Source organism: Halomonas chromatireducens (assembly GCF_001545155.1).
Taxonomy (GTDB): domain Bacteria; phylum Pseudomonadota; class Gammaproteobacteria; order Pseudomonadales; family Halomonadaceae; genus Halomonas; species Halomonas chromatireducens.
Genome location: NZ_CP014226.1, coordinates 3,811,519 through 3,837,952, shown reverse-complemented (window position 1 = coordinate 3,837,952; position 26,434 = coordinate 3,811,519). Strand labels below are relative to the sequence as shown.

At 61.9% G+C, this 26,434-nt stretch carries 22 protein-coding genes, 3 pseudogenes and 2 other annotated features; of the genes and pseudogenes, 10 read left to right on the top strand and 15 right to left on the bottom strand.

Translation table 11 applies throughout. From position 1 onward, the window contains the following. Positions 1-27 precede the first annotated feature (27 nt). The 4 genes from LOKO_RS17785 to LOKO_RS17770 all read left to right on the top strand — a co-directional run bounded on the left by LOKO_RS17785 (position 28) and on the right by LOKO_RS17770 (position 4,352). The gene (locus LOKO_RS17785) at positions 28-519 is read left to right on the top strand and encodes a DUF1850 domain-containing protein (protein ID WP_083517453.1); all 492 of its coding nucleotides are present in this window, start codon (positions 28-30) and stop codon (positions 517-519) included. A 30-nt stretch (positions 520-549) separates the two neighbouring features. After that, complete coding sequence (locus LOKO_RS17780) at positions 550-2,571, top strand: TRAP transporter permease (protein ID WP_066452023.1); 2,022 nt, start codon at positions 550-552, stop codon at positions 2,569-2,571. Positions 2,572-2,688: 117 nt separating this feature from the next. After that, positions 2,689-3,192 (top strand): 5-(carboxyamino)imidazole ribonucleotide mutase, encoded by a 504-nt coding sequence (gene purE, locus LOKO_RS17775; RefSeq protein WP_066452022.1) that lies wholly within the window; start codon positions 2,689-2,691, stop codon positions 3,190-3,192. 41 nt (positions 3,193-3,233) lie between these two features. Beyond that, the gene (locus LOKO_RS17770) at positions 3,234-4,352 is read left to right on the top strand and encodes a 5-(carboxyamino)imidazole ribonucleotide synthase (RefSeq protein ID WP_066452021.1); all 1,119 of its coding nucleotides are present in this window, start codon (positions 3,234-3,236) and stop codon (positions 4,350-4,352) included. A gap of 153 nt (positions 4,353-4,505) precedes the next feature. Here LOKO_RS17770 and LOKO_RS17765 read toward each other — a convergent pair whose 3' ends face one another. Next, positions 4,506-5,078: a DUF2231 domain-containing protein gene (locus LOKO_RS17765; protein ID WP_066452020.1), complete on the bottom strand. Its 573-nt coding sequence runs from the start codon at positions 5,076-5,078 to the stop codon at positions 4,506-4,508. Then, complete coding sequence (locus tag LOKO_RS17760) at positions 5,078-6,520, bottom strand: ethylbenzene dehydrogenase-related protein (protein WP_066452019.1); 1,443 nt, start codon at positions 6,518-6,520, stop codon at positions 5,078-5,080. Before LOKO_RS17760 ends, LOKO_RS17765 begins: the two co-directional genes overlap by 1 nt. A gap of 199 nt (positions 6,521-6,719) precedes the next feature. Between LOKO_RS17760 and LOKO_RS17755 the strand changes: the two genes are divergently transcribed. From LOKO_RS17755 to LOKO_RS17745, 3 genes are all read left to right on the top strand, one after another. After that, entirely contained in the window at positions 6,720-8,015 is a 1,296-nt protein-coding gene (locus LOKO_RS17755; protein ID WP_066452018.1) for a ferredoxin reductase family protein, read from the top strand. After that, complete coding sequence (locus tag LOKO_RS17750; protein ID WP_066452017.1) at positions 8,012-8,860, top strand: cytochrome b5 domain-containing protein; 849 nt, start codon at positions 8,012-8,014, stop codon at positions 8,858-8,860. Before LOKO_RS17755 ends, LOKO_RS17750 begins: the two co-directional genes overlap by 4 nt. A 112-nt stretch (positions 8,861-8,972) precedes the next feature. Then, positions 8,973-11,333, top strand: coding sequence for a putative bifunctional diguanylate cyclase/phosphodiesterase (locus LOKO_RS17745; protein ID WP_066452016.1), 2,361 nt, complete (start codon positions 8,973-8,975; stop codon positions 11,331-11,333). Here LOKO_RS17745 and LOKO_RS17740 read toward each other — a convergent pair whose 3' ends face one another. Continuing rightward, positions 11,334-12,131 carry a TraX family protein gene (locus LOKO_RS17740; RefSeq protein ID WP_066452015.1) on the bottom strand — a complete coding sequence of 266 codons (798 nt, stop codon included), beginning with the start codon at positions 12,129-12,131 and terminating at the stop codon, positions 11,334-11,336. A gap of 109 nt (positions 12,132-12,240) precedes the next feature. Between LOKO_RS17740 and LOKO_RS17735 the strand changes: the two are divergent. Then, a pseudogene (locus LOKO_RS17735) lies at positions 12,241-12,960 on the top strand (LysR family transcriptional regulator); the annotation flags it as partial. Positions 12,961-13,236: 276 nt separating this feature from the next. Beyond that, positions 13,237-13,738, top strand: a sequence feature (23S ribosomal RNA rRNA prediction is too short). A 7-nt stretch (positions 13,739-13,745) separates the two neighbouring features. Further along, positions 13,746-14,416 (top strand) — a sequence feature (23S ribosomal RNA rRNA prediction is too short). 78 nt (positions 14,417-14,494) lie between these two features. Here LOKO_RS17735 and LOKO_RS20770 read toward each other — a convergent pair. The 8 genes and pseudogenes from LOKO_RS20770 to LOKO_RS17695 all read right to left on the bottom strand — a co-directional run. After that, positions 14,495-14,854: pseudogene (locus LOKO_RS20770) on the bottom strand (transporter substrate-binding domain-containing protein); the annotation flags it as partial. Between the two features lie 418 nt (positions 14,855-15,272). Continuing rightward, on the bottom strand, positions 15,273-16,040 hold the full coding sequence (locus tag LOKO_RS17725) for a transporter substrate-binding domain-containing protein (RefSeq protein WP_066452014.1): 768 nt from the start codon (positions 16,038-16,040) through the stop codon (positions 15,273-15,275). 150 nt (positions 16,041-16,190) lie between these two features. Continuing rightward, positions 16,191-16,958 (bottom strand): transporter substrate-binding domain-containing protein, encoded by a 768-nt coding sequence (locus tag LOKO_RS17720; protein WP_066452013.1) that lies wholly within the window; start codon positions 16,956-16,958, stop codon positions 16,191-16,193. Between the two features lie 126 nt (positions 16,959-17,084). Then, on the bottom strand, positions 17,085-17,804 hold the full coding sequence (locus LOKO_RS17715; RefSeq protein ID WP_066452012.1) for an ABC transporter permease: 720 nt from the start codon (positions 17,802-17,804) through the stop codon (positions 17,085-17,087). Between the two features lies 1 nt (position 17,805). Then, positions 17,806-18,507, bottom strand: coding sequence for an ABC transporter permease (locus tag LOKO_RS17710; protein ID WP_066452011.1), 702 nt, complete (start codon positions 18,505-18,507; stop codon positions 17,806-17,808). A gap of 11 nt (positions 18,508-18,518) precedes the next feature. Further along, positions 18,519-19,289 carry an ABC transporter ATP-binding protein gene (locus LOKO_RS17705; protein ID WP_066452010.1) on the bottom strand — a complete coding sequence of 257 codons (771 nt, stop codon included), beginning with the start codon at positions 19,287-19,289 and terminating at the stop codon, positions 18,519-18,521. 261 nt (positions 19,290-19,550) lie between these two features. Beyond that, positions 19,551-20,537: a succinylglutamate desuccinylase gene (locus LOKO_RS17700; protein ID WP_066452009.1), complete on the bottom strand. Its 987-nt coding sequence runs from the start codon at positions 20,535-20,537 to the stop codon at positions 19,551-19,553. Positions 20,538-20,650: 113 nt separating this feature from the next. Then, positions 20,651-21,199 carry a lipocalin family protein gene (locus tag LOKO_RS17695; RefSeq protein WP_066452008.1) on the bottom strand — a complete coding sequence of 183 codons (549 nt, stop codon included), beginning with the start codon at positions 21,197-21,199 and terminating at the stop codon, positions 20,651-20,653. A 107-nt stretch (positions 21,200-21,306) separates the two neighbouring features. Here LOKO_RS17695 and LOKO_RS17690 point away from each other — a divergent pair, with 107 nt between their 5' ends. Next, positions 21,307-22,203 (top strand): class I SAM-dependent methyltransferase, encoded by an 897-nt coding sequence (locus LOKO_RS17690; protein WP_066452007.1) that lies wholly within the window; start codon positions 21,307-21,309, stop codon positions 22,201-22,203. A 201-nt stretch (positions 22,204-22,404) separates the two neighbouring features. Here LOKO_RS17690 and LOKO_RS17685 read toward each other — a convergent pair whose 3' ends face one another. Then, the gene (locus LOKO_RS17685; RefSeq protein ID WP_066452006.1) at positions 22,405-22,845 is read right to left on the bottom strand and encodes a hemerythrin domain-containing protein; all 441 of its coding nucleotides are present in this window, start codon (positions 22,843-22,845) and stop codon (positions 22,405-22,407) included. Between the two features lie 311 nt (positions 22,846-23,156). Here LOKO_RS17685 and LOKO_RS20340 point away from each other — a divergent pair. Further along, a pseudogene (locus tag LOKO_RS20340) lies at positions 23,157-23,285 on the top strand (NAD(P)H:quinone oxidoreductase); the annotation flags it as partial. Positions 23,286-23,391: 106 nt separating this feature from the next. Here the strand turns inward: LOKO_RS20340 and LOKO_RS17680 are convergent. The 3 genes from LOKO_RS17680 to LOKO_RS17670 form a co-directional block, all read right to left on the bottom strand. Further along, positions 23,392-24,180 (bottom strand): DUF6470 family protein, encoded by a 789-nt coding sequence (locus tag LOKO_RS17680; RefSeq protein ID WP_066452005.1) that lies wholly within the window; start codon positions 24,178-24,180, stop codon positions 23,392-23,394. A gap of 153 nt (positions 24,181-24,333) precedes the next feature. Then, positions 24,334-25,416: a tartrate dehydrogenase gene (locus LOKO_RS17675; RefSeq protein WP_066452004.1), complete on the bottom strand. Its 1,083-nt coding sequence runs from the start codon at positions 25,414-25,416 to the stop codon at positions 24,334-24,336. Positions 25,417-25,426: 10 nt separating this feature from the next. Beyond that, positions 25,427-26,308, bottom strand: coding sequence for an alpha/beta fold hydrolase (locus LOKO_RS17670; RefSeq protein WP_066452003.1), 882 nt, complete (start codon positions 26,306-26,308; stop codon positions 25,427-25,429). Positions 26,309-26,434: the final 126 nt, after the last annotated feature.

Here is a 26,434-nt window from a genome sequence, read left to right as displayed (position 1 = left end):
ACCATGCGTCCCGGAGTGCGCCAAGCCATGGCATCAGGGCGGACCACGTTGTCCGCCCTGATGCTGTGGGCGTTATGGTTTGGCCCGGCAGTGGCAGCTGGTGGCCAGTGGCTCGAGGTGCGAAGCGTCGAGGATGAGTTGCTGTTGCGCGTCCCGATGCCGGAGGGTGACCGCTGGTGCCTGGGCTGGAACCACTCCGTCAGGCATTTCCCGGTACTCGACTGCTATCGACATCACCAGGGCCGGATGGAGCTCGAGCGCAGCCATCAGCCCGATTTTGCCGCGGGCCTCGGACACTCCCAGGGGCGGGGTGAGCAGGTCTCCGACGGGAAGGGCGGCTATTGGATCGAGAATATCCACGAACCCGTACCCGGCAACCGCTATGTCTTGCGCGTTGGCTCACCTGAGGTCGATCATCGTTTAGTATGGCAGCGCGACGGTGAGACAAACCGGATCAGCCTCAGCGATATAGCCGCGGGCCAGCGTGTCACCATTCAACTCAACATGCTCGACAACTGAGCTAGCCAGACGACGTCTGACGAGGAATCCATGAGCGAGTCCACAAACCCACCGGTGGTGATGCCGGGTGGCAACGCCATCCAGCCCCGCTTCGTCCTGTGGTTGATCACCATCGTGGCGGTGGGGCTTTCCCTCTTCCAGCTTTACTCGGCGGGCATCCAGCCGCTGGGCCTCTTCTACCAGCGCAGCATCCACCTGATGCTGATCATGATGCTGGCTTTCCTGATGTTTCCGGTGTTCGGGCCCGGCCGCAAACGCGGTATCCTGGGCTGGCTCATCGATGCCATGTTCTTCGCCGGCGCCCTGGTCACGGGTGGCTATCTGGTGCTCTACCTGGACGAGATCATCAGCCGCGCGGGCTTCTGGAGCCAGACCGATATCCTTGTCGGCTGTATCGCCACGTTGACGGTGCTGGAGGCCAGCCGTAGAGCGGTGGGCTTCGGCATGACGCTGATTGGCGCCCTGGCCATTGTCTACGCCTTCGCCGGCCCTCGCGGTGAGCTGCCCTGGCTGGGGCAGTTCATGCCGGGCATCCTCGAACACCGTGGCTACAACCTGGATCGGGTTGCCGGACAGCTCTACCTGGGACAGGAAGGGATCTTCGGCCTGCCGCTGGGTGTGGCAGCCACCTATATCTTTATCTTTGTGCTGTTTGGTGCTTTTCTCGAGAGCACCGGCGCCGGAAAGTTCTTCATTGACATGGCCTATGCCGCGACCGGTCGCCAGCGGGGTGGTCCGGCCAAGGCTGCGGTCATCGCTTCTGCCGGCATGGGGTCGATTTCGGGCAGCGCCATCGCCAATGTGGTGACCACCGGCGCCTTCACTATTCCGCTGATGAAGCGCCTGGGCTACAAGCCGCACCAGGCGGGTGGCATCGAGGCAGCGGCCTCCACCGGTGGACAGATCATGCCGCCGCTGATGGGGGCGGGCGCTTTCCTGATCGCCGAGTACACCAATACGCCGTATCTCGAGGTGGTCAAGGTCAGCATTTTGCCGGCGATCATGTACTTCGCCACCGTCTATCTTTTCGTGCATATCATCGCGCTGAAGCAGGGCATGCAGGGGCTGCCGCGTTCCGAGCTGCCGCAAATGCGCCAGGTGATGCGGGACGGCTGGCACTTCCTGCTGCCGCTGGGGGTGCTGGTCTGGCTGCTGGTGATGAACATGTCGCCAATGCGGGTAGGCTTCTATGCGGTGATCACCATGGTGGTGGTCGCCGTGCTGCGCTATGCGCTGTGGTTCTTCTTCGTTGCCCCTCAGCAGGGCCAGTCGGTAACGCTCACCAGTATCAAGCTTATGCTCTGGGCCGGGTTGGTCAAGCTGGTCCAGGGACTCGAGCTCGGTGCGCGCAATGCCGTAGCGGTATCCATGGCCTGTGCGGTGGCCGGCATCATCGTTGGTGTGGTCGGGCTTACCGGCCTGGGTCTGAAGTTCTCCTCCATGATGATGGCTTTCTCCGGTGGCAACATCGTGCTGGCGCTGCTGATGGTGCTGCTGGCGAGCCTGATCCTGGGCATGGGGTTGCCGGTGACCGCCAGCTACATCGTGCTGATCGTGCTGGTGGGCCCGGCGCTCACCGCGGAGTTCGGTATTCCGCTGCTGATCGCACACCTGGTGGTGTTCTGGTACTCCCAGGATTCCAACGTGACGCCACCCATCGCCCTGGCGGGCTTCGCCGGGGCGGCCATTGCCGGCAGCAAACCAATGGAAACCGGTTTCCAGGCCTGGAAGTTTGCCAAGGGTCTCTACCTGATCCCGATGTTCATGGTCTTCAATCCGGAGATCATTGTCGGTGGCCCGGTGCCGGTGGTGGTCTGGAACGGGGTGATTGCGATCCTGGCGCTCTGTGCCTTTGCGGCTGCACTGGAAGGGTATCTCTTCACCCGCATGTCGTTGCTGTCGCGGGTGGCCATTGTGCCGGCTATCGTGGCGGTGTTCTATCCAGATCTGACCGCAGAAATCGCGGGTGTGGCGATCATGGCCCTGGCCATCGGTGGGAACTGGGTTGCCCATCGGAGGGAGATGGCCGCCGCCGGCGTCCGCAGCGGTTGACGGGCGATAGGCGGCCTGACGGGCCGCCTATTGTTCGAATGGTCAAGATGACGGCGCCTGCGGGCGCCGTTAGAATACCTGCCCTTCGCATTTCTGCACCACTTCCGGGAGCCGCACATGCAGTCCAACCAGCAGCCACGCGTAGGCGTGATCATGGGGTCCAAGTCCGACTGGCCGGTCATGGAGCACGCCGTGGCGATGCTCGAGCGCCTGGGCGTGGCTTGCGAGACCCGCGTGGTTTCCGCGCATCGCACGCCTGACCTGCTGTTCGACTACGCCAAGGGTGCCGCCGAACGCGGCCTGCAGGTGATCGTCGCCGGCGCGGGTGGTGCGGCTCACCTGCCGGGCATGGTGGCCTCCCAGACGGCGCTGCCGGTGCTGGGCGTGCCGGTGGAATCCAAGGCGCTCAAGGGCCTGGATTCGCTGCTTTCCATCGTTCAGATGCCGGGCGGGATCGCTGTGGGGACCCTGGCCATCGGCAAGGCGGGGGCCACCAATGCCGGCCTGCTGGCAGCGCAGATCGTCGGACTGCAGGATGAGTCGGTGCGTACTGCCGTCGAGGCCTTCCGAGCCGAACAGACCCAGACGGTGCTCGACAACCCCGACCCTCGCTCCGAATGAGTCAGCGAGAGCCGAATGAGCCTGCGAGAGGAGTAAGCGACATGAACATCGGTGTGCTCGGTGCCGGCCAGCTTGGCCGCATGCTGGCCCTGGCCGGCTATCCCCTGGCCAATCGTTTTACCTTTCTCGATACCACCGGCCATCCCAGCGCGGGCATCGGTGATGTGATGGTGTATACGGATCAGCACCATCTCGACGACTTCCTGGACAAGGTTGATCTCGTCACCTACGAGTTCGAGCATTTGCCCGTTGCGCTTGTCCAGGCCATCGAAGAACTCAGGCCGGTCTATCCGTCCAGCGAGGCGATTCGGATCTGCCAGAACCGTGCTCAGGAGAAGGCACTGTTCGACCGCTTGGGCATTCCCACCCCGGCCTATCGCCTGGTGCAGAGCGCCGAGGAGCTCGAGGCGGCGACCCGCGAGTTGGGTGCTCCGGTGGTGGCCAAGTCGGTCACCGAGGGTTACGACGGCAAGGGCCAGGCGGTGCTACGCGACCCGGCCGAGGCCGTCGATGCTTGGCGCAGCATCAATCATCCCCAACTGGTCGTCGAGGCATTCGTCGATTTCGTGCGTGAGGTTTCGATCATCGCCGTGCGTGGCCGCGAGGGCGACGTGGCCTTCTACCCCATGGCCGAGAATCTGCATGTCGATGGCATTCTGCGCTATTCGTTGGCGCCAATGCCTGATCTCGACGAGACCGTGCAGCAGACCGCGGATGGCTATATTCGCGCACTGCTCGACGAACTCGACTATGTCGGCGTGTTGACCCTGGAGTTGTTCCAGACCCGTGACGGCCAGCTGCTGGCCAATGAGATGGCGCCGCGGGTACACAATTCCGGCCACTGGACCATGGACGGCGCGGTGACCAGCCAGTTCGAGAACCACCTGCGGGCGATCCAGGGCCTGCCGCTGGGCGACACCTCGGCGCGCATGCCCACCTGCATGGTCAACGTGATCGGCCAGGAGGGCGACGCGGCGGCGATACTCGCCATCGAAGACGCTCACCTGCACCGCTACGACAAGAGCGAGCGCCCCGGCCGCAAGCTCGCCCACGTCAACCTGCTGGCGCCGACCCATGCCGAGCTGCTCGAGAAGGTGCATGCCTGCGCTTGCCTGCTGCCCGAAGCGCCGGAGCCGCGCTTCAGCTTCGAGGACTCGTAACGTCAGCGCAACCGGTGACGTAACGCAACGGGGCCCGCTTTATTTCGCGGACGGCCACTCCAAGCAAGCTGAAAGCTGCGCGTCCAAGGCGGAGAGGCGCCTCCCTAACGACAAGGGCCCCGTTTGGGGCCCTTGATGGTTGCGGTTCAATGGTTATCGGAGCGTAGCTTTACCGGGCTCCAGGCGACCTGATGCCCGGAGCCAGAGGTAGATGCCTCCCAATCCTGCCAGCAGCATCAGCAGGAGCACCCAGTAGGGTGTGTAATAGGTGGTGTAGACGTTCCAGCCGAGCAGGCCAAGGACTGCGGACCAGGGGGTGGCCTCGCCGAGCATATGTCCACCCAGTGTGCCGGCGGCGGCGAACATGAGGCCTCCGGTCAGTGCCAGGATCACCAGGGCCCAACGACGGCTCCCTTCGAAGGCAGAATCTCCGGCACGCCACACCAGCACCGTGAGCATGGTGAAGATGCCCAGCGACCAAAAGGCCATCAGGATATGGTTGCGGGCCAGCGGGCTGGTGATATTGGCCTGCATCGGCCAGACTATCAGCCCGCTGACAATGGCTACCAGGCCACTCAGTACACTGATTGCCAGTACCGGCAGCAGTGCAGCTCGACTCAGCTCAGCGATATGCCCCTTGGCCAGTGCCCCGAGTAGAATCATCAGGATGGAGAGCGACCAGAACGCCAGTGGAAAATGCACGAGCATATGATGCATGGCAGCCATTAGAGGTCTCCCTTTTGATTGGAGCGAAAGGCAGGTAGCAGAGCGAGAGTCATGCCCAGCATCAGGAACAGACCGGTGAAGAGCGTCAGCCCCCAGCGTGCGGTGATGGGGCCGTTGAACTCCATCTCCATGCCGTAGTAAGCCAGCTGCTTCTCGTTATGGCGGGCACGTACCGCGGTGCCGTCGGCGATATCCTTGGCGCCGGCATGGGCATCGCTGATCAGCAGTGGCCAATTGACCTGGCCGGGATAGAGCAGGGTAATGTCGGTCCAGTCACCGGACCAGTCGGGCTCACTGCCATTCAGGCGCTGGGCCTGGATATCCGCTTCGCGACCAAAGCCAAGCGAGTAGGGTAGCGAGACATAGTGCCAGCGGCTGCCGGTAGCATTCCGATGCACGGCGATACCTAGATCGTAGCGTCCCTGTTCGCGGAACGCCTTGTCGTCAAGCGGGCTTCCCGTATCCATGGCGCGCACCAGGGTTACGTCCCAATGACCATCAGCCCAGCGGGCATCTCCGTGGACCCGAATTGCCGCACGGGAACCCTCGGGCTGGCGCAGCAGACGGCGGGGAATGACGTCGCCGTTTTGCCAGTCATGGTCGGGGTCGAATTCCACGGCAAAGTCCTCTGCCAGATAGTAGAGGCCATCGAAGTCGAAGCGGTTCGCGGCGATATCTTCCCAGCGCAAGGCGTGTATAGCTACCGCATCGGGGTCGAACATCCAGTTGGGCTGTGCGTTTTCACCATCCCAGTTGGTAGTGAAGGCACCCCGGCCGGCATCGCTGTTACGGTATTCGCCGACCCAATTATCGTCGGCCATGCCGACTGGGTTGGAGCGTCCTGCTCGCCAGTGCCACAGGTCGAGGAAGTATCCTGCCTCGCGCTGGGCGCTTAGCAGATCCGCATTGACCACGCTGCGCCAGTCATTCTGGTCGGTACGGGTGGCCGGTAGATATTTGCGGACATCGCTGCGACCCAGGGCCTCGCCGAGGTGAGGGTGATCACGCACCTCTTGCGCACCGGCTACATCGGGAAAGTAACGCATGCCGCTGCCAACGGTGATGTAGCCGCCATAGCGGCCAAACTCGGGAACGCTGCCATCGTCCACCAGCATGGTGACCCGGTCCTCGTAGGCGTTGTCCGGATCCGAGCCGATGGGCGAGGCGCCATGACGATGCCAAACGCCATCTTCGTAGCGCAGCATGTCATGGTAGACATAGGCCTGTTCGGCGGGCCAACGATAGCGGAAGAAAACCTCGTCATCGTTGTAGGCGACCTGCACCTGCAGCGGCATGGTCAGCTCGTCGGGAATGTGGATATTGCGGTCGTGATCGTTCTTGATCACGCCGCTGCCCTGGGTTGCCCAGGTCAGTGCCAGCGCGGCAGGTAGCGCAAGCGCCAGCCAGGGCGAAACCCTGTGGCCTATCTTGTTATTAGCCATGGAGGCTCCTCGGTCTATGAGTGTGGTTTGTTGTTGTTATTCGTATCGACGTCAGGGAGACCTTCCAGGCTTTCAGTGTGGTTGAGTCGCGGCATGATGTGTTGACCTGGATCACTCAAGGGCAAGTTAGTGCGGGATGGTGTTGCGAAATGAGGATTGTCAGCAAGACTGATAGGGCCTGTTCATGATGGAGCCCTGCATGCCCCTGCGACCTCGCTATGGTGACCTGCTGCTGATCGTCCTCATAATCCTGCCGCTGTTGGTGGCGCTGCCGCGCTTGGGGGGGCTCGGTGGACCACCTGAGCTGTGGCTGACCTGGGTGGGCCGAGTAGCTGGCATCCTTGGGTTGGCCATGATGCTGCTGGCGGCAGCGGTGAGCATTCGCCTGCCGGGTACGGATCGCTGGTTCGGCGGGCTAGCCCGGCTGTGGCGGCTTCACCATTGGTTGGGTTTCACCGCCTTCATTTTGGTGATGGTACATGTCCTGGCATTGGGGTTGGCGGCGGTACCGGCCTCCCTGGATGCAGCGGTGGCGACCCTTTTCCCGCCGCTTTCACATGGCGCGACCTGGCTGGGTTGGTTGGCCTGGCTGGCCATGGTGATTTTCCTTGCGCCCACCTTCGACTTCTTCGGCCAGCCCCACTACCAGCGCTGGAAGCGTCTGCACCTGGTGTCGGCTGTGGCGCTGCTGCTGGGGCTTGGGCATGCCTTGCTGCTGGCCGGTGAATCAGCGCTTTGGTGGCTGCTGGGGCTGGCCGGCATCGGCGCTATCGTCTGGCGCAAGCTGGTGTCACCGCGTGTGGCGCGGCATCCCTACCGTGTCGAAGCGGTAGAGCGGCTGGCGCGCGGCGTGGTCGAGCTGGTATTGCGTCCCGAGGGCCGGCCCATGGCCTACGAGGCAGGGCAGTTCGTCTACCTCACGCCGCTGGACGAGAGGCTTTCCGCCGGGCGCGGCGAGGAGCATCCTTATACCATCGCTTCGGCGCCGTCGGATTCTCGCCTGCGCATTGGCATCAAGGACCTGGGTGACGCCAGCCATGCCCTGCAGACGGTGGAGCCGGAGACCCGAATTCTGATCGAGGGCCCCTACGGTGAGTTCTATGGCCGGCACTTTCCAGAGCGTGATCAGCTTTGGATCGGTGGCGGTATCGGTATTACCCCTTTTGTGGGCGGGGCACGCGACATTGCCGAGCGAGGATTGACCGATGGGCGTGTCCACCTGTTCTATCTCGCGAACAGCCCGGAGCGTGCCTACTATCGGGAGGAGCTTGAGCGCATTGCCGCGGGCCATGAGTCCTTTGCCTTCAGCCAGCACTATTCCAGAGAACGTGGGCGGCTGGACGAGGCCTACCTGCGTGAACACTGCCCCGACTTTACCGAGCGAGAGATCTATGTCTGTGGACCTCCCGCCATGAATGCTCACCTGAAGCAACTGCTTGCCGGGCAGGGGATTCCCGCTTCACGTATTCACAGCGAGGTCTTCGACTTTCTATGACGCTCAACAAGATTGCATACTCCGCCTTCATTGCCTTCATGGCGAGCCTCTTCACCATGGTCTCGGTCAACGCGTTATCGAGCGGCGAGCGTGACGAGGCCGCCGACGATGAGCTGGATGCCATCACCCTGGATGAGCTGGCCGAGCACGATGGCGCCGAGAGCTGCTGGAAGGCCATTCATGGCAGGGTCTACGACGTCACCGACTACATCCCCGACCATCCTACCGACGAAGAGATAATGCTGGAGTGGTGTGGCAGAGAGGCTACCGAAGGCTGGGACAACAAGCGTCCCGGCGTGCCCCATAGCCCGCGGGCCGACGGTATGCTCGAGGAGTACCTGGTCGGGCGTCTGGTGGACGAGGAGGGTGAGCCGTTCGAGTCCGAGGCCGCAACCGAACCGTCCGATACTGTCAGTCAGGACACCGACACTGACGAGGCGCGCCTATCGCCTGTCGATGACGAACGGCTGCACCGAGCGCTGCTTGGCCTGCCGTTGGATGGCCGCTACCGCGGCGTGTTCAGTGACGGCGGCGAGATGCAGGTCAACGTACAGTTCGACCTGCGCGACGGTCGGCTGTCGAATGTCAGCTATCGTCACCTGGCCTACCGTGGGGTGGACTATCTGGCACTGGAAGAGGGCGACGAGCTCTACCCGGTTATGGTGCAGCACCAGCAGATCACCGAGCGGCTCGAGGGCGAGCCCGTGACGCGCGTCTTCGCGCTCTACGAGCCCGAGCGTATGGTCGATGACATCGATGGCTACAGTGGGGCCACGCTGCGTGGTAACAAGGTGATATCGGCCATTCGCGATGCCTTGAACCGAGGCGTCTACTCCTGGCCTTGATCATGACAGGGAGTCGCCTCGCGCCTTGCGTTGAGGGCGGCTCCCTCGCCAAATCCGCCGGCATGCGGTAAAGATAGGAGCCACAACGAATACATCTATTCGGAACGATCGCATGCCCAGTCCTCCCCCGGCGGAGAGTCGCGAGCTCTTCGGTGCGTCTCTGCCAGTCTCCACCCAGTGCCGCCAGCTCGTCCACGAGCAGGTTCGCCTGCTCTACGAGCGGCTGTGGCAACCGGTGCTGGCTAGCGTGTTGGGAGCGTGCCTGCTGGTCGCCGCCATGTGGCCGTTGTTACCGGCTACTCTGCTGATCGGATGGCTGGTTGTACTGGTCTTCGTCTCCTCGGGTCGCCTGGGGCTTGCCTGGTATTATCATCGCCAGCCGGCCAGCCGACGTCATCAGCGTTGCTGGCTGCGGCGTTTCGCCTGGGGGGCGGGGATTGCCGGCGCCGTGTGGGGCGCTGCGGGGTTGCTGATGTTCACCATGGAGCATCAAGGACAGCTCGCCGCCCTGACCATCGTGCTGACCGGAGTCGCCGCGGGTGGCATGACGACGCTCTCTTCGGTGTGGTGGGTGGCCCCTGTCTTCATCCTGCCCGCCTTGCTGCCACTGCTGGGCCAGCTGCTGTTCCAGGGCTCGCCGTTCTCCTGGTTACTCTCTGCCATGGTCGTGCTGTTTCTGGGGCTCCTGCTGACGGTCAGCCGTCGTCTTCACCATATCATCAGCGATAATATCGCCCTGCGCCTGGCTGTCACCTCGCGGGAGTCGCAGCTGCGTGAGAGCGAGAGCCGCTATCGCGCCATCTTTCGTCATACGCCCCTGGGGGTGATGCACTTCGACGGAGAGGGACGGGTCGTCGACTTCAACGAGAAGTGTCTGGAAATTCTCGGAACCACTTGGGAGCGCCTGCAGGGCTTTAATCTGCTGGAGCAAGCGGAGGACAAGCGGGTATCCGGCGCGGTCCGCCAGGCGCTGGTCAGCGGTACCGGCTATTATGAAGGAACCTATCGCGCCATTCTCAGCGGCAAGCAGACGCCGCTTCGTGCCTTCTACAATGCGCTGCGCAATGAAGCAGGTGAGATCGTCGGCGGCGTGGCGCTGATCGAGGATTTCACCGAGCGCAAGCGAGCGGAAGAGACCATCCATCGGCAAGCCTACTTCGATCCGCTGACCGAGCTGCCCAATCGCCGCCTGTTGATAGAGACCCTGGCGTCCACGATTCGGGATCGCCGCGATGACGGCCGGCTGGGTCTGGTGATGTTCCTCGACCTCGACCGCTTCAAGATGATCAACGACTCACTGGGTCACAGCGTCGGTGACGAGCTGCTCAGGCAGCTCAGTAAGCGGCTGCTGGTCTGCATGCGCGATGGGGACATGGCGGCGCGCCTCAGCGGCGACGAATTCGTGGTGTTGGTGCCGGCTTTGTCGGGCGACCGGGAGGCCGAGCTGGTGCGGGCCGAGCAGATGGCGAGAGAGCTGCTCTCCTCACTGCGCAAGGTCTATGATCTCGCGGGCCAACGGATCAGCGTCACACCGAGCATCGGCTATACCCTCTTTCCTCTTACCGTTGATGAGGACGTGGGCGATGTGCTGCGGCATGCCGATACCGCCATGTACCAAGCCAAGGTCAAGGGCAGGGCACAGGTCTGCGGCTATGAACCATCGATGCAGACCCAGATCACATGGCGGCTGGAGATGGAGCAGGCGCTGCGCAGCGCACTGACCGAAGACCAGCTCTTTGCTCAATACCAGCCCCAGCTGGACCAGAACGGGCGGATATTCGGTGTCGAGGCGCTGATGCGCTGGCAGCACCCCGTCCATGGCTGGATATCGCCGGAGGTCTTCATTGCCATCGCCGAGGAGAGCGACCTGATCGTCGAGCTCGAGACCTGGATGCTGGATAGTTGCTGCGAGTTGTTGGCCCGGCTGCCGGCCGAAATGCTGCCTCGTCTGTCGGTCAACATCAGCGTGCGGCACTTCACCCAGCCTGGATTCGTCGAAGGCGTGACTTGGGTTCTGGGTACCCATGGCATCGACCCGTCGCGGCTGACCATTGAACTGACCGAGAGCATCATGATCGACGGTCTCGGTGAAGCCGTCGACCGCATGCATCAGCTCAAGCGGCTGGGGCTCAATCTTGCGCTGGACGATTTTGGTACCGGTTTCTCTTCCCTGACGTACTTGAAATGCCTTCCACTGGACGAATTGAAGATCGACCGTAGCTTCGTCAGTGACCTCGACTCCGACAGCAACGATGCCGCCATCGTCGAGACAATACTGGCCATGGCGCAGCATCTCGGTATCGAGGTCGTGGCCGAGGGTGTCGAGAATGAGGCCCAACTGGACTTCCTGTTGGCTCGCGGCTGTCGCCGCTTCCAGGGCTATCATTTCCATCGACCCATGGCCATCGAGCTGCTGGAGCAGCTTCTCTCCCGCAGCCAGGAATCGGCCGGCTCCGGTCAGATCACCGACTGATCAGCCCAGGCCACCGCTTGCCCAGAGCCAGGCGGCGATCAGCATGAAATGGCCGGGGTACCAGGCCAGCCACAGCCGGCGTGGCATGGCGCTCGGAACGCTCGGCGTGAATCGGTGGGCGCCGGCGGCGAGCCACAGGACCACCAGGCAGGTGGCCACGGTGAAGGACTTGGCCATGTCGGAGCTGTTCATCAGCCCGGCCACCACCAGCACCGGTGCTGCCAGGGTGACGGCAAGCAGGCGTTCCCCCAGCGCTTCGCCGGCGCCGTGCAGCTGATGGAAGGCGAGCATGAGCAGCGGAATCAACAGCAGGCCCCGGTGCCCGTATTCCACCCAGTTGCCGGCCACATACCAGCCCAGCAAAGAGACGCCAAGACCCAGTGCCAGCGTCACATCCAACTTACCCTGCAGATACCGCGCCAGCAGGCTGCGCAGCCAGGTGCCCCAGGCCAGGCCCAGCGCCAGGGTGAAGCAGACATTGAGAATGAAGGCATCCGATGCCCGGGGCATCATCATGTAGGGCAGTTGGGCCACCAGGCCGATCACCAGGATACGCCGGGCGTAGCGCAGGGGGTTGCGGGTATTGAACAGCCCGTGCCAGGCGACCATGGCGGCGAAGAGCGGGAAGGCGATACGTCCGATCGACGACCCTGCCCAGTCGAGCTGCCAGCCTGCAGGCAGCACGTAGCGGGTAAGATGATCGATGGTCATGGTGGCGAGTGCCAGCCACTGGCCCCAGGCGGTCCAGGTGGAAACGGGGCGATCCGACCCCGCGCTGGCGGCAGCCTGTGTGGTCATCTTGACCTCCCTGTCGATGACGAAAAAGCAATAAGAACAACGCTCTTATGACCGGAACGCAGCGGGCAAGTTCCTGGCGACAAGGGGCAGAGCATGGAGAAATACGGCAATGCGCAGTGGCTTCGGTTTCGATCTCCGCAGCATGGAAATTTTCGTCGAGACACTGGAACAGGGAAGCCAGAGTGCGGCGGCCAGGCGGTTGGGGCTCAAGCAGTCCTCGGTGTCCCAGAGCCTGGCCAACCTCGAAGAGGGAATGGGGGTGACGCTGTTCAAGCGCAATACAAGACCGCTGGAGCCGACCAGTGCGGGGCGCTTCTTCTATGATCGTGCCCGGCGCCTGCTGGAGGAGGCGCGCAGCACCCGTCGTGAGCTGGTGTCGGGCGCCTTCGGACAGCTTCACCAGGTGCGCCTGGCACTGGTCGATTCCATGGCCACCGCGGTCGGTCAGCCGCTGATCGAGCTGATCAGGCGCTATACCCGCGATTACACGCTGACCACCGGGCTGTCACATATGCACAGCCATGCTCTGCTGACCCGCCATGTGGATATCATCATCTCCGACGACCGGCTCGAGAACTACGACGGACTGGAAAGGCATTCCCTGCTACGCGAGCCCTTCGTGCTGGTGATGCCGCTCGGTTGGGCTGGGCCGTTGGACAACCTTCGCTGGATCGCCCGTCAGCTTGACTTCGTGCGCTACACGCCTCAGTCGCTGATCGGCCAGGCCATCGAGCGCCATTTGCGCTTGAACAAGCTGGAGCTGCCGGCCCGGCTGCATCTCGACAATACCTTTGCGGTGCTGCGACTGGTCAGTGCCGGGGCCGGCTGGACCATCACCACGCCGCTGTGTCTCTATCAGGCCGGTTGCTGCTCAATCTCGATTCGGAGGACCGCGGGGAGGTCTTCATCGGCTGTGCCGGTGGCGCCGATATCGTGGTGGAAGCCCAATTGCCGACTGCCGAACTCGCCGACTTTAACAATGTGAATCATGCTGACAAGTTCTTCCTGAAAAGGAAGGACAACGTGATACGTCTCAAGCGTATCCGGCAATTGTCGTGAGTAATCGCGGACCAGACCCTTTCGGGTTATATGGTCAAGCGATTAAGCGCATACGGTGGATGCCTAGGCAGCCAGAGGCGATGAAAGACGTGGTAGCCTGCGATAAGGCTCGGCGAGGTGGCAAACGACCTGTGACCCGGGCATTTCTGAATGGGGAAACCCACCCAGCACAAGCTGGGTATCCCACACTGAATACATAGGTGTTGGGAGGCGAACCAGGGGAACTGAAACATCTAAGTACCCTGAGGAAAAGAAATCAACCGAGATTCCCCCAGTAGCGGCGAGCGAACGGGGACCAGCCCTTAAGCGTGTGACTGATTAGACGAACGAGCTGGGAAGCTCGGCCATAGTGGGTGATAGCCCCGTAGTCGAAAATCTGATCACGTGAAATCGAGTAGGTCGGGGCACGAGAAACCTTGACTGAATATGGGGGGACCATCCTCCAAGGCTAAATACTCCTGGCTGACCGATAGTGAACCAGTACCGTGAGGGAAAGGCGAAAAGAACCCCGGAGAGGGGAGTGAAATAGATCCTGAAACCGTATGCGTACAAGCAGTGGGAGCAGACTTGTTCTGTGACCGCGTACCTTTTGTATAATGGGTCAGCGACTTATATTCAGTGGCGAGCTTAACCGAATAGGGGAGGCGTAGCGAAAGCGAGTCTTAACTGGGCGACCAGTCGCTGGATATAGACCCGAAACCGGGCGATCTATCCATGAGCAGGTTGAAGGTTGAGTAACATCAACTGGAGGACCGAACCAGGATCTGTTGAAAAAGATTTGGATGACTTGTGGATCGGAGTGAAAGGCTAATCAAGCCCGGAGATAGCTGGTTCTCCTCGAAAGCTATTTAGGTAGCGCCTCACGTATCACCGCCGGGGGTAGAGCACTGTTTCGGCTAGGGGGTCATCCCGACTTACCAACCCGAGGCAAACTCCGAATACCGGTGAGTGCAAGCGTGGGAGACACACGGCGGGTGCTAACGTCCGTCGTGAAAAGGGAAACAACCCAGACCGTCAGCTAAGGTCCCGAAATCCTGGTTAAGTGGGAAACGATGTGGGAAGGCTCAGACAGCTAGGAGGTTGGCTTAGAAGCAGCCATCCTTTAAAGAAAGCGTAATAGCTCACTAGTCGAGTCGGCCGGCACGCATGTCGGTGACCACCTCGCTGCCACCGGTATAGCGGCGCACCTCCACCACGTCGCCGTAGAGCTCGGTGACATAGTTGTCCTGGAGCGTGGCTCGCTGCACGCCCACGACCAGCCCCTCGAGACTGGCGCGGTCGTCGATGTCGATCTCCCGATCCAGTGCAGTTACCCAGACGCTGGGCGTGGTGTAGTAAGGGTCGGAAAAGAGTACCTGCTGGGCACGCTCCTCGTTGATCGACATCGATGACATGATGGCATCGTAGTTGCGTGCCAGCAGGCCGGGGATGATGCCGTCCCAGTCCTGTTCCACCCAAGTGCAGGTGGCTTCGAGATAGGCGCACACCGCTTCGCCCAGCTCGATCTCGAAACCGGTCAGCTCGCCGTCGGCCTGGCGGTACATGAACGGCTCGTAGGGGAGGTCGACGCCGAGGCGGATTTCGCTGTAGTCACGAGCCTGGGCGGTACCGGCAACCAGGGCGGCGCCAAGCGTGGCGGCCAGCAATAGGGAAGTATGACGCATGGGAATCTCCGTTAGTGCATGCCAAATGTACATGCCATTAGCGCATGCCATCGGCCATGAATGCTGCGCACTGGCAGCTTGTGCTTGTTGGTAGGCAGTTGATGAGCTGCTGGGAATAGGCCGTGAAGCCGGAGCCGTTATCGACGGAGCGCAGTCATGGGCAGGCGTTAGCCGGGGCCATGGCTTGGATCACGCGGAGTACGGCAGAGTACGAGGCACTGGCGTGCCGGGCCAGGGGATGGCCGGAAGGGGGCTATTCGTCGAACCATTCGCTGAGATAGAAACTCTCAACGAAACCACCATTGATGATCATGGGAAGAACCTCTCGCTCTTTTCAAGGCGACCTGCCAAACATGCGCGAACACGCCAGGCCTGTCAAGCGGCCACGCCACCGTAATGGCGTGGCCTTGTGACGAGTTCAATCGGTGAAGTACCGGTCATGGATCTCGTCGTAGGTGCCGTTTTCCTTCAGCGTGGCCAGCGCTTCATTGAAGCGTTCGGCGAGGGCCTCATCGCGTGGACGGAAGGCAATGGCGATACCGTCGCCGAAGTACTTGTACGGTTCGCGAATCATCTCGCCTACCACCCGGTAGTCGCCACGCTCGCTGTCAAGCAGCGTGGTCTTGCCGACCGGGTAGTTGACGAACACCAGGTCGAGACGGCCCGACTCCATGTCCAGCAGCATGTCGTCGGCGGTGGGGTAGCGTCGGATGGTGGCAACGTCGCCGTAGAAGTCGGTGGCATAGCTGTCCTGCAGGGTGCCACGCTGCACGCCCAGCGTCTTGCCTTCCAGGGTCTCCTCGGAAGGCAAGTCGATATCACTATCCGCCGGGCCAAACCAGGCCGAGGGCGGCATGAAGTAGGCATCGGAGAACAGTACCTGGGCGCGTCGCTCCTCGTTGATGGTCATGGATGACATGATGGCGTCGTAGTTGCGTGCCATCAGGCCTGGGATAATGCCGTCCCACTGCTGTTCGACCCATTCGCAGGTAATGCCCATCTCATCGCACAGGGCATTACCCAGGTCGATATCGAAGCCGGTCAGTTCGCCTTCCGGCGTACGATACTCCATCGGCTCGTAGGGTACATCGACGCCGAAGCGGACGTGATCGTAGCTGTCGCGGGCCTGGGCGGGGCCAGCCACCAGGGCAGCGCCGAGCAGGGTGATACCAAGATAGCGTTTCATGATGATGTTCCTTGTTGTTGTCTTCCCGTCGCTGAATGCCGGGATTGGGGGTACGCAGTGGCCAGGCCCCGCCAGAACGGAGAGGCAGGGACGGTGCAGGAGGCAGGGACGGGATGACGCTCCCGGATGAGCCGGGAGCGTCGAACAGGCTTACTCTTCGCCGAAGTAGCGCTCGAAAATCTCGTCGTAGGTACCGTCTTCCTTCAGGGTGGCCAGTGCTTCGTTGAAGCGCTCCGCAAGCGCTTCGTCGCGCGGACGGAAGGCGATGCCGAAGCCTTCGCCGAAGTACTCCTCGGGCTCGGTGACCATTTCACCGACCACCTGATATTCGCCCTCGTGGTTCTCGAGCAGCGTGACCTGGCCGACGATGAACTCCAGGAAGACGAGGTCCAGGCGCTGGGACTGCAGATCCAGCACCATGTCGTCGGCGGTGGAGTAGCGGCTAACGTTGGCTACGCTGCCGTAGTTGTCGGTGACGTAGCTGTCGAAGGTGGTACCACGCTGCACGCCGATGCTCTTGTCGGCCAGCGCCTCTTCATTGATCTCTTCGATCTCGCTGCCGGCGGGGGCGAACCAGGCACCGGGGATGGTGATGTAGGGATCGGAGAAGAGCACGGTCTGGCGGCGCTCGTCATTGATGGTCATGGAGGACATGATGGCGTCGTAGTTGCGCGCCAGCAGGCCGGGAATGATGCCGTCCCACTCCTGCTCGATCCACTCGCAGGTTACACCGATCTCGGCGCACAGGGCGTTGCCCAGGTCGATGTCGAAGCCGGTCAGCTCGCCATCGGCATCACGGTACTCCATCGGCTCGTAGGGAATGTCGACGCCGAAGCGCACATGGTCGTAGTCACGTGCCTGGGCAGTGCCGGCGGCAATGGCCAGGCCCAGGAGGGAGACGGTCAGCAGTTTTTTCATAATGGCTTCCTTGTTGTCATTTCGTACACCGTTTTACGGTGACGTCGCGCCTGAATTTAGCGCAGCCACGCCCGGGCCGAAACCCTCTTGGCGTGAATTTTCCAACGTCTGTTTGACGCTGCCACTTCAGCCGCTCTGCGGCCGGAGGTGGGCGAGCAGACGCTTTTCCAGCCAACGGAAGAAGAACAGGATGGCGAACGTCAGGCAGAGATAGATTGCAGCAGCAAACAGGAATGCCTCGAATGGCGCATAGAAGCGTGCATAGACGAAGCGGGCTGCGCCGGTGAGGTCCATCAGCGTGACCACGCTGGCAATGGCGCTGGCATGGAGCATGAAGATCACCTCGTTGCCGTAGGCCGGCAGTGCCCGGCGAAAGGCGCTGGGCAGGATGATACGTCGCATCGTCAAGCCCGGCGACATGCCGTAGGCCCTGGCCGCTTCGATCTCGCCGCGCGAGGTGGCCTTGATGGCTCCGCGGAAGATCTCGGTGGTATAGGCCGCGGTATTCAGCGTGAAGGCGATCAGGGCCGGGTAGAACGCTTCCCTCAGCATCGGCCAGAGGAAGGTTTCCTGGATGCCATCGAAGAAGACGACGCCGTAGTAGATGATATAAAGCTGGATCAGCAGCGGCGTGCCGCGAAAGACGTAGGTATAGACGTAGATCGGCAGGCTGATCCAGCGGTGCCGGGAGCTACGCCCGATGGCCAGCGGCACAGCGAGCACCAGCCCCACCAGCAGCGACAGGAACACCAACTGAGTGGTGGTTACCAGGCCTTCCCAGTAGAAGGCGATGGTGTTGGGCGTGAAGATGCGATTGTCGGCGAGTAGCGCATTGAACCATTCCATATCAGTGCTCCCCGAAGCCAACGTTGTAGCGTTTCTGCAGCCGGACGAACAGCCACTCCGAGAGGCTGGCGATCAACAGGTAGACGGCTGCAACCGGCAGCAGGAAGGTGAACGGCTCATGGGTGGCGCGGGAGGCTTCGGCGGCGACGCGCACCATATCCGTCAGGCCGATCACCGACACCAGAGCGGTGGTCTTGAGCAGCACCATCCAGTTGTTGGAGAGGCCGGGCAGGGCATGGCGCATCATCAGCGGAAAGCGAATTCGCCGGAACACCAGCCAGGGGCTCATGCCGTAGGCCTTGCCGGCCTCGATCTGACCGTGATCCACCGCCATGAAGGCGCCGCGGAAGGTTTCGCCCATGTAGGCGCCGAAGATGAAGCCGATGGTGAGTACGCCGGCGGCAAAGGCATTGAGGTTGACATACCAGTCCACGCCGAAGCGGTCGTAGATCATATCGGTCAATACGTTCAATGCCATCTGGCCACCGAAGAACAGCAGCATCATCAGCACCAGGTCGGGTACGCCGCGAATCACCGTGGTGTAGAGCGTGGCTACCTTGTGCAGCAGCCAGCTGCGCGACATCTTGGCACTGGCGGTGATCAGCCCCAGTACAATGGACAGTATCAGTGACAGCAGCGCTAGCTGGATGGTGACGCCGGCGCCTTCCAGTAGCCGGGGCCCATAGCCGTGTAGGTCGAGCATGGTGGAATTCCTCAGTACTTCGGCGCCAGGAACTGCTTGAGCCGCGGCGAGGTGGGGTTGACCAGCACTTCCTGGGGGGGGCCTGCCTCTTCCACCAGGCCCTGGTGCAGGTAGATCACCTGACTGGAGACGTCGCGGGCGAAGCCCATTTCATGGGTGACCACCACCATGGTGCGCCCCTCATCGGCCAGGCCATGCATGACCTTGAGCACATCGCCGACCAGCTCCGGGTCCAGCGCCGACGTGGGCTCATCGAACAGCATCACCTCCGGGTCCATGGCCAGTGCCCGGGCAATGGCGCCGCGCTGCTGCTGGCCACCGGACATCTGTGCCGGGTAGGCATCCGCCCTTGCGGTCAGGCCAACCCGTTCAAGCAGGGCACGGCCTTGCTCGATGGCTTCCTTCTTCGGCTTGCCGAGTACATGAATCGGCGCCTCGATGACGTTTTCGAGCAGCGTCATGTGCGCCCAGAGGTTGAAACTCTGGAAGACCATCGACAGCTTGGCGCGCATCCGCACCACCTGCTTCCAGTCGGCCGGCTCACGCCCCTGGCGGGTTTGCTTGAACTGTATCGCTTCGCCGTGGACGATCAAGTCGCCGTCGTCGGGTTGTTCGAGCAGGTTCATGCAGCGCAGAAAGGTACTCTTGCCGGAACCTGAGGCCCCGATCAGGGTAATGACATCACCTTTTCTGGCCTGCAGCGAAAGGCCCTTGAGTACTTCGGTATCGCCGAAGCGCTTCTTGATGTTGCGCACTTCGAGAGGAATCGGGGTATCGGCCATGGGTGGGCTCCAGGTCGGGACGAGTCGCCAGGGGCGACTGGCCGGTTTAAGCATGCCGGTATGAAAAAGGGGCGATTCTAACAGGCCAGGATGCTTTGACCAGGCTGGTCGGGGGTGGGTGCCATTCGACCTTGGTTGTGTGGGTCGGTGTGGTGTGTCATCAGATTGCTCCAGATTATTGTTGTATGTCGGATTTTTTTACTGTTGATAATGTTGCGAATAGGCGAATTTGGCTCCGATGCCCTGGATTGCAACGCTCGGTCAGACAGGCTGCTCGGTCCGGGTCGCGAGCAGCGCTGCCCGAGCCCCAAGCTCGACATTGGCGTTGGGGAACACCACGCTCACAGGGGCCTCTCCGACGATGAAGGGCCCTGCCTTGTCGTCTTCGGCCAGCCGTGTGCCGGGGGGGAACTCGGTGAAATTGGGCGTATCGTCGGCAAAGCAGAGCCGGAACGACTCGGATTCCCGCATCAGCTCATGGGCGACGCGGAAGAAAGCCATCTGTACCGCCGGTGCCTGGGCTGGCTTTCGTCCGGCAACCAGCTCTTCCAGCAGCCGGCCCATCGGGGCGAGGGCCGCCAGGTCATTGTGACCGAAGGGCAGGGCGCGCCCCAGCTCCAGGGTGAAGGCCTGGGCCTGGTGATAATGCTTCGAGTAGTGGGAGAAGGTCCAACTGTGGCGGTGCTGGTGCAGTACCGCCTGGATATCCGCCGCGGCCAGCCATGCCCATTGCTCGGGGAGGGTGGGCGTCTCGCCGAAAGGCTCGACCACGAAACGTGGATAACGGCTGTCACGAATCGCCGTATGCAAGTCGTAGTGCAGTCGGGGCAGCTGTGCATGGCGCGCGAAGAAACCATCGACGGCGCTCATCAGCTCTCGTGCTCGCTCGGGTTCCATGCCCTCTTCGTCCAACTCTCGACGAAACAGCCGGTTGAGGTTGGTGGTGACATAGCGCTTGCCGCTACGAATCGATGCCAGGTTGCCCAGAATCACCAGCACCGGTGAGCCCACCGCGAGGAGTCCTGCCTCTATCCGGGCCAGGCAGTTGCCGAGCAGCTCGATGGGTGCCGTCTCGTTGCCGTGAATGCCCGCGGAGAGAACGCAGGCCTGGGCATCTTTGCCTGCCGTGTCGGGAATCAGCTCGAGTATACCCGGAGCATGAAGCAGGAAACGCCCACCTGTCGTGCGCCCCTCCCGCTCGGTGGGTATGGTCCCCCCCAGACTCAGCTCGATCCAATCCGCCAGCATGGTACCGCCCTGCTCGTGTCGTGAATTCTGAGCTACCTTCCCGTTGATGAACGTTCCCCACAAGCCCCAGCGTCGGGCTGGTGAAAGCCCGGGTGCGATATTGAAACTGGCGCTCAGCGCCGGTCGTTGCAGGCATCGCCCTGTGTAACCTCGATCAGCTCAGTCACGGGGAAGGCCATGCGTTCGGCATCCTTCACCAGCTCGCGGTAGACGGCGGGGTCGAGTTCGGGCTGGCGGGCGAGAATCCACAGGTATTCGCGGGTAGGGCCCGAGACCAGCGCCCAGCGATATTCATCGTCAAGTACCAGCACGTTGTAGCCACCATAGAAGGGCCCGAAGAAGCTCACCTTGAGATGGGCTACGCTCTCGTCCCTGACGAAGTAGGCGCGTCCCTCCGCCTCATCCTCCTCGCCGGTTTCCAGGTTCACGCCGCGGTTGATGACTCGCACACCGCCGTCATCGCGCAGGGAGTAGTCGGCGGTGACGCAGTCCAGCCCGCGCTCGAAGGAGTGGTCGAGCCGGGCAATTTCGTACCACTTGCCCAGGTAACGATCGAGTTCGAAGCCGGTAACCGGCTGTGTGCCCTTGGGCGTGCCGACACACCCGCCAAGCAGGGTAGCGGCGAGTATCAGGGGTGCGATACGGTTCAGCCACAGGGGCATGATATTTCCTCGCTGATTGGCATTGATGCAGACTTTGGTGCAATGGGGATGCGAGCGGACCGGGCCTAAGCTGGCACCTTTTCCATCCTGACGGCGAGGAGCCCGCCATGCCAGATGAATACTGTCACGATTCCCGCGACTACGTCCGTCAGCTCAACGCCCACTACGATGCCGAAACCGAACCGGACAGCAATGCCTTATTGCACCGCTTGCGGCAAGCCTTTGTAGAGGCTGGCTGCGACCCGGACAAGTTGAGTCTGGACGACAGCGCCGGCATCGACCAGCTCCACCTTGGCGGGAGAAGCGCCAGCCGCGCCCTGGCGGCCCTGGGTGGACTTCGGGGTGGCGAACGGGTTCTCGACGTTGGTTGCGGCACCGGTGGCGCCAGCCGACTGCTGGCAGCCGAGTACGGCTGTAAGGTGGTGGGTGTCGACATTACGGCGGCCTTCGTCAAAGTGGCCGATTGGCTCAGCAAGGCCACCGGCCTGGATGATCGTACCCGTTTCATGTGCGCCGACGCTGCCAGCGTGTCGCTGGCAGCGGAAAGCGTTGATTGGGTGTGGTGCCAGCATGCGCTGATGAACATGCCCCATGTGCCGCGGGTACTGGCTGAGTGGCGGCGTTTGCTGGTGCCGGGCGGATGCGTGCTGCTGCACGAGGTCGTGGCCGGTGACAATCCCGAGCCGCTGATTCTACCCGTTCCCTGGGCGCGTACGCCTGCCACCAGTCACCTGCGTAGCCGTGAGCAACTCGAGCGCGCTATGGCACTATCCGGCTTTGAGTCGCTTAGGGTGGATGATGTTACCGATTCGGCGCTGGCCTGGCGGCAGGTACATAGCCAACGCGAAAGCCGCACTGAAGAGGCGCTCGAGAGGGGCCGCAGACTGCCGGGCCCGGAGATGATTTTCGGGGAGGAGTTTCCCACCATGGGGCGCAACCTGCGCGACAACCTCGCCGCCGGCAAGGTGCGCATTCTCGAAGGGGTCTGGCGTGTCATGAATTGACGAATTCGAACGGAGAGGACAAAACGTTCGCTTTCCTCCACGCAGACGCTTTCTGCGCTGTAGTTATCAGCCTTTGCTGACATATTCCGTTTTCAGCAGCAGCCCGACATCTGGACATCCAATCCAGCCTTCGGGGTGTTCTCATGCGCCACTGGTAGGACGAGGGGTTGCCGAGGCGCCGTCGGTCGGGCCGCATGATCGTCATGCACCACGCTGCCTGGCCATTTCCTCTCGATAGTCATCGGCCAGCGCTGTCTTCTGGTCGCTGGCCAGGCCGCGCCCGGCTAGCTGGAAGACTTCCTGTTCTTCTTCATCGAGGTGATGCAGCACCAGGTGGCTCAGCTTCTTGGCGTTGGCCAGCCAGCCTGGGGAGGCGTAGTCGGTGGCATCCAGCGTTTCGATCATCTCGTCGATGTCGTGGTGTTCCGCCACGCTGTGCCGCGCTTTTTCCTGGGTCAGGTCGATTGCCATCATGGGGATGTAGAGGGCTCGCTCCTCGGCGGCGGCATGATGCTTCAATTCGTCGCGTACCTGGCGGTACAGCGCATGCCGTTCCTCGCTGTCGCCCTGTGTCTCCATCAGACGGGCGAGCAGATCGCGTTGAATATCGTGGTCTTGTCGAAGTGCCTCGAAGATTGTCATGGATTTGCTCCTGTCATGGAGGTGCGATCACCGTCACCTTACAATCGCCCGTCCAGGTGCTCAAGCCTCATGGTCCCGGTGCGGCCCTGGCCGGCGGGGTTGGCAAATGCCTTTACTGGGGAAGCCGCGTGGCTCATCTCGGCTTGTCGGGACACTATATTCTCCTCTCGCAATAAATCGTTCACGAGGTTTCTGTCGGGAAATGGCCCATCGCCTTACAGGCGATGTCGTTTGGCTGGTTTAGGCCCGGCCCTTAGCCACATCCAATTGCAATCAGTTGACAGAGGCCTGGCTTGCTGGCCTGAGGAATAGTGCAGGGTGGTTCGCCATACGGTGCCGAGACGCTGGCCGGGGCAGATGGTTCCAGACAGCCCGCCGAGAATGAGCTGGAGCTGGCCCGAACGCAGGGGCGCTGGGTTGCCGATGTGACGGCCAAGCTGGAAGCCTGCCCTTTTCTTGACAACAGACACGAAAGAAAGCGCGGCCACGCCACGCCTTCTTTGCTTAGGCCCGTGGGATCAGAGGGGCCATATAGAGCCAAGCCAATCAGTTCATGTGATTGATATTGATCTCTTCATCTCCATCCAGCTCCTCGAAGTTGTCATCGTCGAACTCGTCGGCTGAACGTTCGCCGCTCTGTGACTGAAGAACGACTTCGCCTTCGGAGCGAATTTCGAGATTCTCGATCGGATAGGCCATCTCGTCTTCGCCGAAGCCGAGGAAGCCGCCTTCCGTAACGATCACGTAGATTTCGCCGCTCTGGATGTTGCGCACCACACGTTCAATGTCGCCGAGCTCCTCACCGTCCTGATTGATGAGGTCGCGGTTTTCCAGCTCGCTGACCTGGATGCCCTGGCCCTGAGCGTCACGATCCTGACCGTTCTGGTCGTCGTACATTTCTTCGTCATCGCGCTGGTCGCGATCTTCATCGCGCTGCTCGTCGTCGCGGATCTCGGCTGAAGCCTCGTCTGCGCCTTCGACACGCACCTCGGCTTCACCCTGTTGCTCGATGGTGACCTCCGGTTCGGCCTGATCGATTTCGACGTTGGGATCGGGCTGCTCAATGGTCACTTCAGGGGCCTGCTGCTCGACGGTCACCTCGGGTGGCTCCTGCTCGACCTCGATCTCGGCCGGCTCCTGCTCGACCCGGATATCTGTCTCATCGTTTGTGCCCTGAGTATCGGTATCGAGTGCATCCCGATCCTGGGCGTTCTCTTCAGTCGTCTGCTGCTGTTGGCTCAGCTGTGTATCCTCGTCTTGGTCTTGGGCGAGGACGCCGTGGGTAAGCCCGGCACTCAGTGCGCCTACTGCGATAGCGATTGCTGTCCTTTTCATGTCGTTCCTCCATTATTTCACCTCGCTCTTCTGAGCTGGCACCTGTCAGGCTAGACGACAAATCGGTAGTAACTGAGAATCTTTACGAACCCATGACGAATACAATCGAACCGTGACGCTGGAGCGGTTCTGTTTCATTTCATTGCCATTGAGTCACTGCTCCGTCTCCAGGATACGTTCTGCAATGGCCTGGCCCAGGGTCTCCGTGGTTCCCTGGCCGCGGATATCAGGGGTCAGCAGGCTGGCGTCGCCTTCGGCCAGTACCGCTTCGAAAGCATCGACGATGGCCTTGGCGGCCTTGGCGTGGCCCAGGTGCTCGAGCATCATCGCCCCGGACCAGATCTGGCCGATGGGGTTGGCGATACCCTTGCCGGCGATGTCCGGTGCACTGCCGTGGACCGGTTCGAACAGGCTGGGGAACTTGCCTTCCGGGTTGATGTTGGCCGAGGGGGCCACGCCGATGGTGCCGGTGCAGGCCGGGCCCAGGTCGGAGAGGATGTCGCCGAACAGGTTGCTGCCCACCACCACGTCGAACCAGTCGGGATGCAGGACGAAATTGGCGGTCAGGATATCGATGTGAAACTTGTCGACGCTGACGTCCGAATAGTTGCCGGACATGGCCTCCACGCGTTCGTCCCACCAGGGCATGGTGATGGCGATGCCGTTGGACTTGGTGGCCGAGGTGAGCTTCTTCCGCGGGCGACTCTGTGCCAGGTCGAAGGCGTACTTCAGCACCCGGTCGACGCCGTGGCGGCTCATCACCGTCTCCTGGATCACCACCTCACGGTCGGTGCCCTCGAACATCTTGCCGCCGACGCTGGAGTACTCGCCCTCGGTGTTCTCGCGCACCACGTAGAAGTCGATGTCGCCGGGGTTGCGGTCGGCAAGGGGACTCTTGATACCGGGCAGCAGCTTGCAGGGGCGCAGGTTGATGTACTGGTCGAACTGACGGCGGAACTGCAGCAGCGACCCCCAGAGAGAGACATGGTCCGGTACGGTGTCAGGCCAGCCCACGGCGCCGTAGAAGATGGCGTCGAAATCCTTGAGCTGCTCGAACCAGTCGTCGGGCATCATCTGGCCGTGCTTCGCGTAGTAGTCGCAGCAGGCAAAATCGAAATGCTCGAAAGCCAGGTCGATGCCGAATTTCTTGGCGGCGGCTTCCAGGGTGCGCAGGCCTTCGGGCATCACTTCGGTGCCGATGCCATCACCGGGGATAACGGCGATACGCTGGGTCATGGTCAGTTCCTCATGCGGTTTTCATGAATTGAAGGATATGGTCGTGCAGCGCACTCGGCGCTTCCTCGGGAATGTAGTGGCCACAGGGCAGGGCCTCGCCGTCGACCTGCTCGGCGACGGCGCGCCACTCCGCCAGCGGGTCGAAACAGCGCTCGATGATGCCGTGCTGCCCCCATAGCACCCTCACGGGGCAGGCGATGCGGCGCCCGGCCTCGCGGTCGGCGCTGTCGTGTTCCAGGTCGATGGTATTCGAGGCGCGATAGTCCTCGCACAGTGCATGGGCGGCTCCTGGCTGGGCCAGACAACGCTGGTATTCGACGATGGCGGCCGGGTCGAAGGCATCGAGGTTGGCGTGACGTCCGCCCATGGTGCGTGTGATGTAGTCGGCCGGGGATGCCTCGATCAGTGTTTCCGGCAATGGTGCCGGCTGGATCAGGAAGAACCAGTGGAAGTAGGCGGTGGCGAAGGTACGGTCGGTCTTCTCGTACATTGCCAGGGTGGGCGCGATATCCAGCAGCATCAGCTTCTCCACCGCCTCAGGGTGGTCCATGGCCAGGCGGTGGGCCACCCGTCCGCCCCTGTCGTGGCCACAGAGCAGGAAGCGTTCGAAGCCCAGTTCGTGCATTACCGCGACCTGGTCGGCGGCCATGGCCCGTTTGCTGTAGTTGGCGTGATCCGGCTCGCCGGGAGGCTTGGAGGCATCGCCGTAGCCGCGCAGATCGGTTGCCACCACCGTGAAGTGGCGTGCCAGCGACTCGGCCAGGCGATGCCAGATCAGATGGGTCTGGGGGTGGCCGTGAAGCAGCAGCAACGGTGGCCCCGAGCCGCCGATGAGGCCGGGTATGCGTATACCGTTATTGTCGATCGAGAACGATCGATACTCCTCGAACATGGCGGTGCTCCTGTTTGACCGATTCATGCGAACACGATTCAGGATGGTGAGGACAGTGTAGTCATTGGCAGGAAGGTGATAATCAGGCTCAATGGCAATATATTGTTGAACTGAGGTGTAGAAAGC